The organism is Ornithinibacillus scapharcae TW25 (assembly GCF_000190475.1).
Taxonomy (GTDB): domain Bacteria; phylum Bacillota; class Bacilli; order Bacillales; family Amphibacillaceae; genus Ornithinibacillus; species Ornithinibacillus scapharcae.
Genome location: NZ_AEWH01000024.1, coordinates 63,071 through 78,820, shown reverse-complemented (window position 1 = coordinate 78,820; position 15,750 = coordinate 63,071). Strand labels below are relative to the sequence as shown.

At 38.3% G+C, this 15,750-nt stretch carries 17 protein-coding genes; 6 read left to right on the top strand and 11 right to left on the bottom strand.

What is annotated here, in order from left to right; translation table 11 throughout:
• Positions 1-7: 7 nt before the first annotated feature.
• Both G5W_RS0106610 and G5W_RS0106605 read right to left on the bottom strand, forming a co-directional pair.
• A complete protein-coding gene (locus G5W_RS0106610) occupies positions 8-949 on the bottom strand; it encodes an ABC transporter permease (RefSeq protein WP_010095241.1) in 942 nt (313 codons plus the stop codon).
• A gap of 39 nt (positions 950-988) precedes the next feature.
• Positions 989-2,524, bottom strand: a complete 1,536-nt coding sequence (locus G5W_RS0106605) for an ABC transporter substrate-binding protein (protein WP_010095240.1) — start codon at positions 2,522-2,524, stop codon at positions 989-991.
• 282 nt (positions 2,525-2,806) lie between these two features.
• On the opposite strand from G5W_RS0106605, the gene G5W_RS0106600 reads away from it, so the two are divergent.
• A complete protein-coding gene (locus G5W_RS0106600; protein WP_010095239.1) occupies positions 2,807-3,826 on the top strand; it encodes an ABC transporter ATP-binding protein in 1,020 nt (339 codons plus the stop codon).
• 2 nt (positions 3,827-3,828) lie between these two features.
• On the top strand, positions 3,829-4,821 hold the full coding sequence (locus tag G5W_RS0106595; RefSeq protein WP_010095238.1) for an ABC transporter ATP-binding protein: 993 nt from the start codon (positions 3,829-3,831) through the stop codon (positions 4,819-4,821).
• 422 nt (positions 4,822-5,243) lie between these two features.
• On the opposite strand, the gene G5W_RS0106590 is transcribed toward G5W_RS0106595, so the two are convergent.
• From G5W_RS0106590 to G5W_RS23180, 6 genes are all read right to left on the bottom strand, one after another.
• The gene (locus G5W_RS0106590; RefSeq protein ID WP_138918980.1) at positions 5,244-5,627 is read right to left on the bottom strand and encodes a hypothetical protein; all 384 of its coding nucleotides are present in this window, start codon (positions 5,625-5,627) and stop codon (positions 5,244-5,246) included.
• A 110-nt stretch (positions 5,628-5,737) separates the two neighbouring features.
• Positions 5,738-6,187: a nuclease-related domain-containing protein gene (locus tag G5W_RS0106585; protein ID WP_010095234.1), complete on the bottom strand. Its 450-nt coding sequence runs from the start codon at positions 6,185-6,187 to the stop codon at positions 5,738-5,740.
• A gap of 431 nt (positions 6,188-6,618) precedes the next feature.
• The gene (locus G5W_RS23725; RefSeq protein WP_157998038.1) at positions 6,619-6,777 is read right to left on the bottom strand and encodes a hypothetical protein; all 159 of its coding nucleotides are present in this window, start codon (positions 6,775-6,777) and stop codon (positions 6,619-6,621) included.
• Positions 6,778-6,861: 84 nt separating this feature from the next.
• The gene (tagH, locus tag G5W_RS0106575) at positions 6,862-7,647 is read right to left on the bottom strand and encodes a teichoic acids export ABC transporter ATP-binding subunit TagH (RefSeq protein ID WP_010095232.1); all 786 of its coding nucleotides are present in this window, start codon (positions 7,645-7,647) and stop codon (positions 6,862-6,864) included.
• 35 nt (positions 7,648-7,682) lie between these two features.
• A complete protein-coding gene (locus tag G5W_RS0106570; protein WP_010095231.1) occupies positions 7,683-8,489 on the bottom strand; it encodes an ABC transporter permease in 807 nt (268 codons plus the stop codon).
• 16 nt (positions 8,490-8,505) lie between these two features.
• Positions 8,506-10,581 (bottom strand): CDP-glycerol glycerophosphotransferase family protein, encoded by a 2,076-nt coding sequence (locus tag G5W_RS23180; RefSeq protein ID WP_010095230.1) that lies wholly within the window; start codon positions 10,579-10,581, stop codon positions 8,506-8,508.
• Between the two features lie 192 nt (positions 10,582-10,773).
• Here G5W_RS23180 and tagD point away from each other — a divergent pair, with 192 nt between their 5' ends.
• From tagD to G5W_RS0106550, 3 genes are all read left to right on the top strand, one after another.
• Positions 10,774-11,172, top strand: coding sequence for a glycerol-3-phosphate cytidylyltransferase (gene tagD / locus G5W_RS0106560; RefSeq protein ID WP_010095228.1), 399 nt, complete (start codon positions 10,774-10,776; stop codon positions 11,170-11,172).
• Between the two features lie 113 nt (positions 11,173-11,285).
• A complete protein-coding gene (locus G5W_RS0106555; protein WP_010095227.1) occupies positions 11,286-12,056 on the top strand; it encodes a hypothetical protein in 771 nt (256 codons plus the stop codon).
• Positions 12,057-12,072: 16 nt separating this feature from the next.
• On the top strand, positions 12,073-13,698 hold the full coding sequence (locus G5W_RS0106550) for a glycosyl hydrolase family 18 protein (protein ID WP_010095226.1): 1,626 nt from the start codon (positions 12,073-12,075) through the stop codon (positions 13,696-13,698).
• Positions 13,699-13,779: 81 nt separating this feature from the next.
• Here G5W_RS0106550 and G5W_RS23175 read toward each other — a convergent pair whose 3' ends face one another.
• From G5W_RS23175 to G5W_RS0106535, 3 genes are all read right to left on the bottom strand, one after another.
• Complete coding sequence (locus G5W_RS23175) at positions 13,780-13,914, bottom strand: YvrJ family protein (RefSeq protein WP_010095225.1); 135 nt, start codon at positions 13,912-13,914, stop codon at positions 13,780-13,782.
• 85 nt (positions 13,915-13,999) lie between these two features.
• The gene (locus tag G5W_RS0106540) at positions 14,000-14,218 is read right to left on the bottom strand and encodes a DUF2922 domain-containing protein (RefSeq protein WP_010095224.1); all 219 of its coding nucleotides are present in this window, start codon (positions 14,216-14,218) and stop codon (positions 14,000-14,002) included.
• Positions 14,219-14,253: 35 nt separating this feature from the next.
• The gene (locus tag G5W_RS0106535) at positions 14,254-14,478 is read right to left on the bottom strand and encodes a DUF1659 domain-containing protein (protein WP_010095222.1); all 225 of its coding nucleotides are present in this window, start codon (positions 14,476-14,478) and stop codon (positions 14,254-14,256) included.
• 132 nt (positions 14,479-14,610) lie between these two features.
• Here G5W_RS0106535 and G5W_RS0106530 point away from each other — a divergent pair, with 132 nt between their 5' ends.
• On the top strand, positions 14,611-15,639 hold the full coding sequence (locus G5W_RS0106530; RefSeq protein WP_010095220.1) for an LCP family protein: 1,029 nt from the start codon (positions 14,611-14,613) through the stop codon (positions 15,637-15,639).
• Positions 15,640-15,750: the final 111 nt, after the last annotated feature.

Genomic DNA, 15,750 nt, shown 5'->3' with positions numbered 1-15,750 from the left:
GCTCCTCCTACCCTAACCGTATGCGAGGATCTAAAATTGCATATAGGATATCAATTAGAAAATTGATAACCACCACAACAATTGTAATATACATGACAATCCCTTGAACTAGAGGAAAATCTCGATAGCTTATGGAAGTAATCAGCAAGCTACCAAAGCCAGGCAAACCAAATACTTGTTCAACTATAATGGTACCTGCTACAACCTCTGCAAATATTAGTCCAAATACCGTCAAGATTGGAATCATCGCATTCCTTAAGACATGCTTATATATTACAAAACGTTCCCCAATACCTTTACTACGGATGGTGCGTACATAATCCAATTGCAACTGCTCTATAATCGTATTCCGAATGTAACGAAACGAAATTGCAATTTGTGGTATTGCTATCGTTATCGCTGGTAACAGCAACGAACCTAATGCGCCTGTAATGCTCTCCGACCATGGAATATATCCGCTAATCGAAAAGAAAGAGAACGTCATACCTAAATAGAGCATCAACAACATTCCAAGCCAAAAGGATGGAACCGCCATCCCAACCTGCGTTAAAGAAGAAAAGATTACATCACCTAATGTATTATGTCTCCTTGCTATATAAATGCCTAAAGGAATCGAGACGATAATGACAATTGCTACGGACATTAACGCTAACGAAAGGGTCACCGGTAACCGGTCAGCAATCAATTCGGATACTGGTCTAGAAAAACGAATGGAATCACCTAAGTCACCGGTAACCACACCACTAATCCATTTTCCATATTGTTCATGGAGAGGCTTATCTAATCCGAGCTGTTTCTCCAATGTTTCAATTCTAGCCTCATCTGCTTCTGGGCCTAACATTATTCGAATAGGGTCACCAGGTATAATTTGAAATACTGCAAAGGTAATCAATGATACTAGTACCAATGTAACCAATAGCAATACTAACTTACGTATAAAATAGGCCATTCGTACAAGTCCCTTCTACTAAGGCGTATCTTACTTTCACTACTTTTTCCACTTAACCTCTGACAAGTCGTGGAAGAAATATGGGTATAATTTATATCCTTCTAGTTTTGGATTTAATGCCCAGATAATTTGATAGTCTGCCATATATACAGCCGCAGCATCTTCACTTAGAATCTCTTGTGCACGATGATAGATTTCGATTTGACGATCTACATTTGACTCGGTTAGAACGTCCTTCATTAAGCCATCAAATTCTTCGTTTGAGAAATTAAATAGGTTGCCACTGGCATCACTTTGATAACGTTCTATCGTTTCATATGGTGAAAGTTCTCCAGTGAAGTCAATAATGGTCATATCATAGTCTCTACCCTGATAGATTTTCTCTAACCAAACACCCCACTCCACAACCTCAATCTCGACATCTATGCCAACTTCTTTTAGATTTTCAACAACTACCTGTGCAACATTCGTATAAAGTGCGGCATGAGAAGAAATGGATAACGTCGTACTGAAACCATCTTTATAACCAGCTTCAGCTAATAATTGTTTCGCTTTTTCCACATCACGTGCATATGCATCTTCCAAGCCTTCTTTATGAACCTCACCAGCTGCAGGACTCATGTTAGAACCAAGCTTAGTCGCATAGCCAGAGAATGCTGCTTCAATCACATCGTCTTTATTGACAGCATAATTAATTGCCTGACGTACACGAATATCATTGAAAGGTTCTTTTAGCTGGTTATATCCAACTAACAAAACGGAATTACTATCTTGATATTCGATATTAAAATCCTTTTCTACTTCCGGCACACGGTGTGAACCAACAGCTACAATATCCATCTCCCCTGCTTGTAAGGATAATAAAGCTGTTTGATCATCAGGCTGGAAGGTAAATGTAACCGTATCCAAATACGGTAAACCCTCTTTCCAGTAATTTTCATTTTTCACTAAAACCATATTATTCTCTGGGCTATAGTTACTAAATTGGAACGGACCTGTACCAATCGGTTTTTCATTATGCTTACCATCGTTATTCTTCGGAATAATTGCCGAATGTAACGCTGTTAAATAAGACAGAAAAGCCGAATTGGGTTCTTTTAATGTAATGATAAATGTATTTTCATCTGGTGCATCTAGGGACGCAACATTTTCAAAGTTAGATGATAAGGCTTCTCCAGTTTCTACTCCCATCAGACGTTCAAAGCTGTATTGTACATCCTCTACCGTTAACGGGTCACCATTATGGAAAGTAACGCCATCACGAAGTGTAAACGTATACGTTAATCCATCCTCTGAAATGGTATAATCCTCTGCAAGTGCAGGTTGAAGGGATCCATCTGTATCACCTACTAATAATCCATCAAAAATGTTTAAAATCATTTGAAACGTAATAGATGCTTGTGCCATATGAGGATCAAGAAAGTCTGGATCATTATTAATTCGAATATTAACCCCATTGTCCTCATCGGAACCTTTACTTGCACTATTTTCTTCTTTATCAGAACAAGCACTTACAACTATGACTAGTGCTAATAACGTACTAAAGGTAATGAAGATCTTGAAAAAATTTCGCATGCAACAAACTCCTCTTTTTTAATTTGAGACAATCTTTTGTTTATGTAACTAGACCCGACAAACGAAATTATCCATGATGACATTTAATAAGAACACAAAGCTATTCCTAATTATACCGTAAATTCGTTATAATGTTAGTAAGAAAAACTAAAAAGATGAATCTTCATTCAGTTTTACTAGATTGATAACGGATTACCAAATCATACACATTACGTTTAAGTTTAACGTGATAAGAAAGAGATGGAAAGTTTCATAGAAAATCTATGTTGTAGGAGGCTCAGCATGATAAAACAAGCATCAAAATTTATACCTTCCATTACAGATAATACAGAAAAACTATTAGAAGTTAAAGAACTAAAAACTTATTTTTTCCCTTCAAAGGATAAGGAAGTAAAAGCAGTTGATAATATAAGCTTTTCCATTAATAAGGGAGAAACCGTTGCACTTGTCGGTGAATCCGGTAGTGGAAAAAGTGTCACGTCCCTTTCCATCATGCAGCTAATACCTACGCCACCTGGTAAAATCCTTTCAGGTTCTATAAAACTGGATGGTAGAGAACTTTTATCACTCTCAAATAAGGAAATGAACAAGGTACGAGGAAAAGACATTGGGATGATTTTTCAGGAGCCGACGACCTCTTTAGACCCTGTTTTTACTATTGGAAGTCAAATAACAGAATCCATTCGAAAACATAAAAAGGTGAGTAAAAAAGAAGCTTATGAAAACGGTGTACAATTACTAAAAATGGTTGGATTTGCAAGAGCGGAAGAAATCATGAAAGAGTACCCACACCAGTTATCTGGTGGAATGAGACAGCGTGTTATGATTGCCATTGCCATGTCCTGTGAACCTAAGCTATTAATAGCGGATGAACCAACTACCGCATTAGATGTTACAATCCAAGCGCAAATATTAGATTTGTTGCAGGAAATGAAGGAGCATTTTAACTCTTCCATTCTATTAATCACCCATGATATGGGCGTTGTGGCTGAAGTAGCTAATCGGGTACTCGTTATGTACGGTGGACAGATAGTGGAAGAGGCAACCGTTCAAGAAGTTTTTGAAAATCCAAAACATCCTTATACGGTGGGACTATTAAATAGCATTCCAGACTTAGATGAGGATGTGGAACGATTGGAAGCAATACCAGGTTCTGTCACGCCAGCAGATCAATTTCCAAAAGGCTGTAGATTCGCATCTAGATGTAAATTTGCCATGGATATTTGCCGACAAAAAACACCGGAATTGAGACAGATTAAAGAAAATCATCAAGCACGATGCTTTTTACATGAGGGGGCATAAGAATGCCGGAAAAACTACTTAAAGTAAAAGACTTAAAGAAATATTTCCCTTTTAGGCGTGGCATCTTGAAGCGCCCTACTGGCCATGTTAAAGCTGTAGATGGTGTTAGTTTTGATATATACAAAGGAGAAACGTTGGGAATAGTTGGAGAATCTGGCTCCGGAAAATCAACAATGGCGAGAACTATTCTACGCCTGCTTGAGCCAACTGCAGGTGAAATACTTTTTGGTGGCCATGATATTGGAAAGGCAACAAATCAAGAACTACGATCCTACCGAAAGGACATGCAACTTATTTTCCAAGATCCATACTCTTCGTTGAATCCAAGATTTTCTGTACAAAAAATTATCGAAGAACCATTAACCGTCCAAACGGGGATATCCAAGCAAGAGAGGACAACTCGGGTAATTGAGATGCTTGAGAAGGTCGGACTCTCCGAGGACGCACGAACCAAATTTCCACATGAATTTTCCGGTGGTCAACGTCAACGAATTGGTATTGCACGTGCACTCGCAACAAATCCGAAGTTTATTATCGGAGATGAACCGGTTTCCGCATTGGATGTATCTGTCCAAGCCCAAGTGTTAAATTTAATGAAAGATTTACAAGAAGAATTCGATCTAACCTATTTATTCATTGCCCATGACTTAAGTGTGGTGAAACATATCAGTGACCGTGTGGGCGTGATGTACCTCGGTAGATTAGTAGAAATTGGACCAAAACAAGCAATCTATGAAGATCCATTACACCCATATACACAGGCACTACTCTCCGCTGTACCAAGGACAAAAATAGAGAAAAGAAGAGAAAGAATTCAGTTGGTCGGCGAACCACCAAATCCAGCTAACCCACCTAGCGGTTGTCCTTTTCATACTCGCTGCCCATTAGCTTTTGACCATTGTAAGGTGGAAAGGCCAGAGCTTGTGGAACAGAAGGATGGGCGTTCTGTTGCTTGTCATTTGTACAAGGGAAATAGTGTTGTGATAAATAATTAAGCCCTCATGGTGAGGGCTTTTGTCGCGCCGGTGTGCTCCAGAGGCGCGCGAGGCAGGTATTCTCGCGCGACTTTTATCGGCGCACGCGCGATTTTACTAGTTGTCGCGCGACTTTTGTTAGTTCCCTCGTAACTTTTGGACACGATCGCGCGAGAGTGATGAAGTCGCGCCAGGGTGCTCAGAGGCGCGCGGGGACAGGCTTACTCCCGCGACACTATTATTCTTGCTCGCGCGGTACTTATTTATTCTTACGCGAGGCGGGAATTCTCGTGCGACTTTTATCGGCGCACGCGCGATTTTACTAGTTGTCGCGCGACTTTTGTTAGTTCCCTCGTAACTTTTGGACACGATCGCGCGAGAGTGATGAACTCGCGCAGGGGCGCGCGGGGCAAGCACATCTCGCGCGGGATTGCCCCATTGACTCAACTTCTTTTTTCCCATCTTCTATATTTCTCATCATAATTCAATCCGCTAGTTTTTAATATTCTAGTTGCAACATCCTTTGAATTAATGTTTAAGAACTTTCTACATGTTGTGTTATTTATGACTGATCCCAGAAGAACAAAATAATCATCTAGCGCCTTTCGGTGTGCCAATTTCGAATGAAACTCACATCTCCTACATTTCCAATTCGCATAGATCCTTTCCATTCCTAATGTCCCACACTTTGGACAGTGGACACCTGAAAGAATATCCTCACTATTAATCTTATATTCTTTCATAATATTTAATGAGAATTCCTTACTTCCCCTTAAAATTACTTTTCCAATTTCATGCTCATCAAATTCTCTATCATTTTCTATCATAGATTCTTTCTCTAATATCTTCTTAGGAAGATTATCCGCATGTGCCACTACATCAGCGATTAAACTTTCTTCTCCTTTAACTTCAATTATTGTGTTGGAATTACTAAACACTACCAAAAATATATTGGTATATTAATTCCGTGTTGTTGCAGCCACATCCGTAACTGTAGACGCTGATTCTCAGCTTGCATTATAGGATTGTTAAATCCTTTATCTACTTTCCCATCCGTCTGAATGAATTGATTTAATTTGGTGTCAAAAATAACCTTTTGACTATAGTTCTTCATTTCTATAATATACACGGCTTTATTAGAAATAATAATAGAGTCTATCTGTACAATAAGACTATTCACCGTGAGACAAACATCATGAAGAATATGGAACCTATCTGCTAGAAGCCCAATAAAATAGTCAATATTTCTCTCTCCCTCATAACCTTTTAGTCTAGCTTTTTCATCCCACTTTAACTTTGCTAAAAGTGGATAGTCTGGGGACAACCTCGGTATTAGTGCTTGTAACTGCATTAAAGGTATTGGCATTTCCCTTTTCTTTAATAACATAAAAAAATCACCCTAACATTTTTGCCCAATTATATAAGACAGAGTTAGGGAGGTCACCTTTCTAAAACTCTTAAATCATCCAGAGTTTTTAACCGAAATTTCGATTTAGTATAAATTAAATTATATTTTTCTTGTAGGTTAGTTTCTTGATAATAACTTAATTAACAATTTTAAATTAGCTCTGTAACATTTATGAGATATCTTATGTTTACTGTGCCGATTCATATTAAAGTTGCGAGACAATTATCATTTCTTACTCGACTTTACTTATTCTAACCCGACAATTGTACATTTTCGCGAGAGTTAAGCCCAGTCGCGTGACTCTATTACTTCCTTGCGCGACATCTAGTCATTCCCGCGGCAATCCTCTTCTATTTCGCGCGACACCTGTCATTCCCGCGGCAATCCTCTTCTATTTCGCGCGACACCTGTCATTCCCGCGGCAATCCTCTTCTATTTCGCGCGACACCTGTCATTCCCGCCAGTCCTCTTCTCTCTCCAGCGACACCTGTCATTCCCGCCAGTCCACTTCTCTCTCCAGCGACACCATCTCTCACGCGGCAGTCCTCTTCTCTCTCCAGTGACACCACCTCTCACGCGACAATCTCCCTCTCTCTCACACAACAACAATCCCCATCAAAAAAAGGTTGTGCTTTTAACGCACAACCTCCATCCTATATCGGCAACGACTGACCTTGTCTACGATAATTCTCTTTTTCTATTTTAGTCATCGCTTTATACTCTTCAATAAACGCATCATACTTTGGTAGGATCTCTTTTGTTGGTCCGAATTCTCGTACGCGCCCAAATTCTAACCAAAGAACCTTGTCTGTGAATTTCTTCATTTGCTTTGTTGAATGACTCACAAAAATAATAGTCTTGCCTGCTTTTTTGAATTCCATCATTTTATGAAAGGCTTTTTCAGAAAAGGCTTTATCTCCGACAGAGAGTGCCTCATCAATGATGATAATATCCGGGTCAATTGTTACCGAAATGGCAAAACCAAGCCTTGATTTCATCCCACTGGAATAAGACTTTACTGGCTGATCAATAAATTGATCAAGCTCCGCGAATTCGATAATGCCTGGTTCTAGCTTTTCAATTTCCCGCTTTGAGAATCCAAGCATCAAACACTTTAGCTCTATATTTTCGCGTCCAGTTAGATTTGCCTTAAGCCCGGAAGAGACGGCAATGAGAGAAACCTCTCCATTCACTTCTACCTCACCAGACGTTTCTGGCAAAATACCTGCAATAATATTAGATAGGGTCGACTTCCCTGCACCATTTATGCCTACAAAACCAATTACTTCTCCTGCCTTCGCTTCAAAACTAATTCCTTTTAAGGCATAGAAATCCTCTCCATAATCCTTACGAAGGAAAATATCTTTTAGCTTCTCTGATGTTCCAGCATAGAGTTTATGCCTCTTTGTCACGTTGCGAACTGAGATTGATGTTTCCATGTTCCATACAACTCCTACCCTAATACTACGAATGATTAAATAAAGTCTATAAAGCGTCGTCTAAATTTCACATGAAGACTTGAGCCTACAATTAGTAGGAACAATGTTACGCCCCAGAAATACAAAGAATATCCCGGATTAGCTAGGAAATACCATCCCTTTCCCAACAACGCTGCTCGATATCCTTCTACCAAATAATATAGCGGGTTAATTTTCATCATACTCTGAATCCACTCTGGTAATGAGAAGGTTGCCCACAGAATTGGCGTCATGTATAACAACATTCGCAACACAGCCTGAAGCAGCATCTGAAGGTCACGAATGAACGTATTTAATGTGGATGTAATCAGTGATAATGCAAAAATAAATAAGTACGTAGCAATAATAAACAATGGCAACTGTAAGTAATAAATGGAAATTGGATAACCCGAAATATTTAATATAAGGATAACCAATAGTAGTAACCCAATATGCGAATAAAACTTCGAGAAAATCACCATATTAGGAATTAAGCTCATTGGAAAATTCATTTTCGATAACATTTTCACACGTTGATAAATGGATTTTGAGCTTTCGATGATTGCCGGGTTAAAGAAAAACCATACGATGATTCCAGCTAACATCCATTGGAAAAATGGATCTCCATCAATTCCTTCCCCCTTGCGAATTCCATACCCAAAAATAAACCAATAGATAGCAATTTGAATACCAGGATTAATGAGTTCCCAGCCTAGTCCTAAATAGGTCATTTTATTTTTGCTCTTTACTTCGTACCACGATAATCTACGAAGTAAATAGAAGTATTTTACTTGTTCCGTTAATACTGTGATAACCGCCTTCATATATCTGTTTCCTCTCCTAGTGGAATACTCTCTCCACTACGCGTTTAGCCGCAAAACCGTCCTCTAAGTAACAAAAACGATTGTAAAACTCCTCATCGAACGTAAACTCGTTCTCCGCTATTCTCTTGATCTCATGAATTAACTCTTCTGTCGTTCTCGTAAGTGGCCCTGGAGCCTTTTTTTCGAAATCAAAATAGAAACCTCGTAGATTATCTCGATAATTCTCCATATCATATACAAAGAAAAAGACAGGTCGCTTTAGATTCGCATAATCAAAAAATACCGATGAATAATCTGTAATTAACATATCAGAGATCAAATATAAATCCCTTATGTCCTCCTGATTGGAGTAGTCATACACAAATCCTTCATAATCACTGATATCTAAATTCTCCGAGACTAAATAATGAAGTCTCAGAACGATGACATGTGTCTCACCAAACTCTGCCTGCATCTTCGTCAAATCAAGCTCCAAATTAAACTTGTATTTACCCTTACTATAAAACTGGTTATCTCGCCAAGTTGGAGCATATAAGATAACTTTCTTTTCAGGGCCTATTCCTAGTTTTGCTTTGATGTTTTGTATGGACTCTTTTGTATTAGCTTGATATAAAAAGTCGTTCCTCGGATACCCTGATTCTACCATTTCTTGCTCGAATTGAAAGGCACGACGAAAAATTTTACTGGAATACTGGTTCGGTGAAATTAAATAATCCCATTTAGCCGCTTCACTCACAAAATTCTCCTTATACTTTTCGGTATTTGTTCCTGGCATATGAACCTCTTCCATATCAGCGGCAAGACGTTTTAATGGTGTTCCATGCCATGTTTGCAAGTAAATGGTATGCTTTGGCTTTGGAATCCAAAGTGGTAATCGGGCATTCGTAACCCAGTAATTCGCTCTAGTCATCAGAAGTAACCAGGGAACTGAAAACCTGCGTACCATACTAATATCTAAGTCCTGAAATTTCCCAATATGTCTCCGGTCAAAGCTCCACACTAACTTGTAATCAGGATTATTCTCCCGCATATATTCATAGATCGCCCTTGGGTTATCACTGTATTGTTTTCCATGGAAGCTTTCAAACATGACAAGCTTTTTATCAGCAGGGAAAACTATCCCTAACACTTTAAATGCAAATGTAAAAAGTTTAAGCAATTGTTTACTTCTACGAATGGACACCCATTTATCTCTAGTGCTTCGTTTCATTTCTGATACAAACTTGTATTCGGAAATACTGACCGACAAGTACCTTGATCTTTTAGTTGGTTTTACCGTTATCCGGTACTTCCTATTACCCATTTTCTTCATGACTTGAACAGGAAATTTATGACCAAGATGATTGACCTTCACCCGTTGGCTTTGTAAAATCTCACCACTTTCTAGTGTTGCTTCTATATAAAACTTTAGCGAACTTTCTTTCTCCATCATATATGGCTGTAAGTCCACTTTTGCTGATATTCCGTTCTGGCTAACGGGACGATACCAATTACTTCCAGCATATGAATCGTCCATTTTTTCTTGCTGTATCGGAACACTTTGCCATTCATCCTCATGTAATTTAATAAGAAGATTTAATTGGGCAATTTTCACCCCTTTAGGTGGAAGGAACATACCGGTCATCATTAATATAGCATCTGCTGTTACATCCACTTCTTGAATCTTAGCCAAAAAAAATTCTTCTTTTTTATAAAAGCTTAAATTACCCATTTTCGTTGTTCCAGGGTAAAAAATCATATTATCTCCCAACTGAATCCGAAGAAATTCCATATTATCATAATTACTCTTTATTCGAGAATGGTTTTCATCCTCTCCATTAGAACGTACGATGACAAGGTCCAATATTTCTTCATCTGGAAACATAGCGATTACTTTCTTCATTTCGACCATCACTTCGTATTGATAGTAACCATCTACCAATACTGTCCTTTCACAGGTCAGTGTAAGGCTATTTTCTGTATTGCGTTGGAGCAACTCAAACGAAATACTCTCATAATTCTCTATAAATGATGGTTGTATGGAAATGGTTAACGTGTACGTTGTACCATCTAAACGGATTGCCTGTAATGCTCTATTTGCATTGGTACCCAACTTTTTTTCCCCTCTCCCAGGATTGTTTATTTTCATTTAGGAAAAAATAATATGTATATCATCATAATCCTGGTCACGCATTATTATCCCTATTGTAAATTCAATGTTAAGTTTTTGTAAAGTTGTGCTATTATAATAATAACTAAATTTTGCAACCCACGAGCAATCCAAATAGATTGGGGGTTAGGTCCATTGAAAAAAGTGATTACGTACGGAACCTTTGATTTAATTCACAACGGACATATTAATCTTCTCAGACGTGCAAAGGAACTTGGCGATTATTTAATTGTTGCCATATCAACAGATGAATTCAATCAAATCAAGAATAAAAAAGCCTATCACAGCTATGAAAATAGAAAAATAATTCTAGAAGCAATACGTTATGTAGATGAAGTGATCCCAGAGGAAAAATGGGAACAAAAAGTGAATGATGTCATTCACCATAACGTTGATATCTTTGTAATGGGAGACGATTGGGAAGGAAAATTCGATTTTCTTAAGGAACACTGTGAAGTCGTTTATCTCCCTAGAACAATCGGAATCTCTACAAGTAAGATAAAAGAAGATCTTTATAAAGTAAATAACGGTTAATTCCTAAGAACGCTTCTTGCAAGCGTTCTTTTTTTATTCTTTCATTGTCTCCTGCACATAATTAAGACCATTTATTCCATAATAAGTAGGAATTAAGAAGAGTAGGTGATGACATGAGGAATAACATTCAAATTGTACTAATTATCCTATCTATATTCCTAATAACAGCATGTACGAATTCTGAGACAGAGTCAGAACAAAATAATACTGATCCCTTCATGAACCTTTCCAATACCCCCAAGGAAGCTGGAGAAGAAGAACCTCCTCTAGATTCTCCTCTGGATGGTTTAACGGAAGAAGACAAGATATTACCTGAGGAGGAAAACAAAGAACAGTCAGATGCAGAAGAAATTGAAGAAGCACAACCAGAGCTTGATGATATGCAGCGTGCAATCCCTGTGGATCCAAATACACCACCTGAGCAGTATCTTGGAGATGAAGCTTCACAGGTAGAAATGATTAGAGATTTACCATTTGATAATTTCAAAGAACGTTGGAATGCTATTTCTGACGCTAATTACTCAAACCTATATATCAAGGAATTCCAAGAGACTCAAACAGATGATGGCATTACCTATACTGCTTCATTAGCCAATAATTTGGAACTGCAAGTACATGTTACGAGTGATTATGTTCAATCTGTCGGAGCCTATACAAAGTCCAGTGTAGACGCCATGAAAATGCTATCCGCATGGTATCAAGTCATTCAGGTCATGCATCCAAACATCGAGGTACATGATGTAGACGCATTCTTTCATGAAATTGGTGTAGGTCCAAATGGGAATCTAACAGCCTTAAAAATGGGTTCTATCCCTTACTATCACATTACGTATGAAATAGCTAAAGTCGATAACGAATATGTATTTCTTGGCACCTATCGATAATATAGGAGGTATCTAAATGAAGAAGGTTAGGATCTTCATCATGATTATAGCAACCTTTGCCTTAACATTTCTTCACCAAAGCACACCTTCACATTCACAAAACGAAAAGTTTAATATGTCCTATTTATTTTTCGGTTCTCCCAGCACTTATATCACCCAAGTAGATAAAACAAAGGGAAGTTTGGATGTGGTATCGCCAAATTATTTTGATATAACGGAGACTGGAGACTTAGCCATAACCTGGAAGCTACAAACTTCTTTTATTGATGAAATGCACCGTAGAGGAATCCGAGTAGTACCTTTCCTAGCAAACCACTGGAATAAAACAGCTGGAAAAAAAGCATTGGATAGACGCGATGAGCTTGCACAAGAGATAGCAAATGCCGTCATTAAATACAAGCTTGATGGTGTCAATGTAGACATCGAAGGAGTAGATAGTTCCTATCGCAGTCAACATACAGATTTTATTAGGCTTCTGCGAAAATACCTACCAGCTGACAAGGAAGTATCCGTTGCAGCAGCGGCAAACCCAAATGGATGGAATACTGGTTGGCATGGATTCTATGATTATTATGAGCTTTCCAAGTATGTCGATTATATTATGATAATGGCCTATGATGAATCCTGGGAATCACCCGATAGCCCAATTGGTCCAGTATCTAGCATTCAATTCTTTGAACGATCCGTCCAATATGCGATTAATCGAGGGGTTCCGAAGGATAAGATTGTTGCAGGTCTCCCTTTTTACGGACGGATGTGGAAACTGGATGGACCAACTGCTTCCGGAAAAAGCATAACCGGAATGGGACTTTCCAGTACAAGAGTGGAAGACTTAGTCGACAAATTTGGAGGCAAAGTCACATTAGATGACGTAACACAATCCTCCTTTGCTACTTTTTCCATCCCACAAGGACAGTCCTACTTTATCAATACTACCGAATTAACAGCAGGTAATTATATTATTTGGTATGATAATGAGCCTGCCATAAAAGCAAAATTACGCGTTCCAAGTAAATACGGAATTAAAGGAACCGGTTCATGGGCATTAAACCATGAGACACCAGAAACATGGGATTATTACTCCTTGTGGCTAAATAGTATTTTCTTTCGAGATGTTCGATCAAATCATTGGGCAGAAGCCAATATCAAACGGATTTCTGATCTCGGCTGGATGACGGGGACAGGTAGTATAACCTTTTCTCCCGGCAAGACATTGACTAGAGCAGAAGGAGCTGTAACGATTGTCCGAGCACTTGGAAAGGAAAATATAACACCTAAGACATACCAGTTTAAGGATACAGAGGGACATTGGGCACAGAAACAGATTGAGATTGCCAGGGAACTCGGATATGTAACCGGTAAGTCTCCAACAACATTTGATCCATCAGGTCCCCTGACTAGAGAAGAATTAGCAAAGATGTTTCAAAATATATTTGATTATACGGTTAATTTAGACATGACCAATCCTTTCCCAGATGTGGTAGAGGAGAAATGGTCTTACCAACCAATCATGGCCCTTTATCAACAAGGAATATTAGAAGGGCTACCAGACGGTACTTTTGGTCCTACTGTTACTTCAACAAGAGCGGTAATGGCGGCTTTAATGGATCGGATGCAGGATGATTTTCAGTTGATTCGATAGTAAAATACCGTTGTGGCAACACAGTCAGTTTAATGCCATAAAATTGGGACTTACCTCCACTGAAGGCAAGTCCCTTTAAATTCATTTCATTCTATCTGGTAAAGTGTGGATGGACTCAATTAAGGTGTTTAGCTTTCCTTCAATACGGTGCAATAAGTAAAACGTTACCGCAATCGGAAAACCCACTTCCGTTATGAGTGATATCCAATTATCCAAAATTTCACCCCTTCTCATTGAGTTGATTGATTAATGCTGTAAGAAAAAGAAGCTGCAGAGAAACCTCTCTACAGCCCCCATTTTCTTATAAGATTATTTCTACCTCTTCAACATTACGCTCAACAAGACGAGCGCTTTTTTTCGCAACTAAATCTCCACCACTTGTTTCGAAAACGTTTTGAGCAAGAATGACATCCATTGCAGCTGAAACCACAGTAGGATCTACTGGCTCAATTGGATTGTCCAATGAATAGGTAACCGTTTTTCCATCTTGATTTTCAAATTTCAGTTCAAGTTGTTTCATCATATTCCCTCCCTTCTATTTATAATGTGCTACCTTTAAGCCTGATGAATATCCAAACTATCTTTACGCTCTACATTATAAAGCACTAATGCTTGCAAACCTGAAAATGCATTTGCAATGGCATACAGCTGGTCTGCTGTTGCAATTGTCTTTACATTGTTGAAGCTCTTCCCCTTAAACACTGGTTTTCCAGTAATAGGGTCATTTCCATCTTGAAATACTAAACGTAACTGAGAAGTTGTTAAATTTGCTACTGCCATGTCTCCACCTCCTTTCACCTATATAATCGATAAAAAGTGACAGTTGGTGGCAAAAATTTATCTTAAGCACATAATTTACATACAGCCTTATTCATAGTAAAATTGTACCAACTAATGTTAAGGGGATTTAAAATGTCAGAACAAACTAAACCAAAACAACGCAAGATACGTAAAAGAACCATTATCTTGCTTGTCGTATTAGGAATTGTTCTACTACTGTTGGGAAGTCTTGTTACGTATGGAATGTATCTGTACAACAAGGCAGAAGATACAGCAGAACAATCTTATGAAGCTGTTGATAGAAGTCATGATGAAGAAAACGACACCTCTGGGCTACGAGATGATAAAGTAGATCCTATCGAGGACAGTGTATCTGTATTAATTATTGGAATTGATGACAATGATAAGCGTAATTATGGTGACAGTAGTCGATCAGATACGTTAATTTTAGCAACATTTAACAAAGCAGATGGAAATATCAAGTTATTAAGTATTCCTCGGGATACGTATGTCTATGTACCAGAAGTAGAGCGTTATACAAAAATTAACCATGCCCATGCGTATGGTGGCCCTAGCGCAACCGTTGAAACAGTGGAAAACTTCCTACAAGTACCGGTTGACTATTATGTTAGGGTGAATTTTAAAGCATTTATTGAAGTAGTTGATTCTCTAGGTGGAATTATGTTTGATGTTCCATATGAAATGGTGGAAATTGATTCAAAAGAGAATGAGGATTCCATTCACCTAGAAGAAGGTTATCAAGAATTAAATGGTGAAGAAGCACTAGCTGTTGCTAGAACACGGAAGTACGATAATGATATAGAACGTGGTAAACGTCAAATCGAGATAATTAAAGCCGTTGCTAGAAAAGCAGCATCTGTATCTTCTATTCTGAAATTAGATGATTTAATTGAAGCTGTTGGCAATAACATGACAACCAATTTAACGTTTGATGAAATGAAAACTTTTACATCGTACGCACTAGACAAAAAATTACGGATTGAATCAACTAGTTTAGATGGTTTTGGTGGCTATATGGACGATGGTTTATGGTATTACCAAGTAGATGAAGACAGTAGGCTAACAACAACTAATGAGCTCAGAGAGCACTTGGAGCTGTCCCCACTTGAGATCAGTGACTATTATAGCAGTGAAAATTAACTATTGATAAGGAATATCATAGGCAAGTGTGATAACATGAGATAGTAGGGTGAATTTTTTAGATTCGTCCTGTTATCTCAATTATTTTGGAAATAAATTGATACGACATTC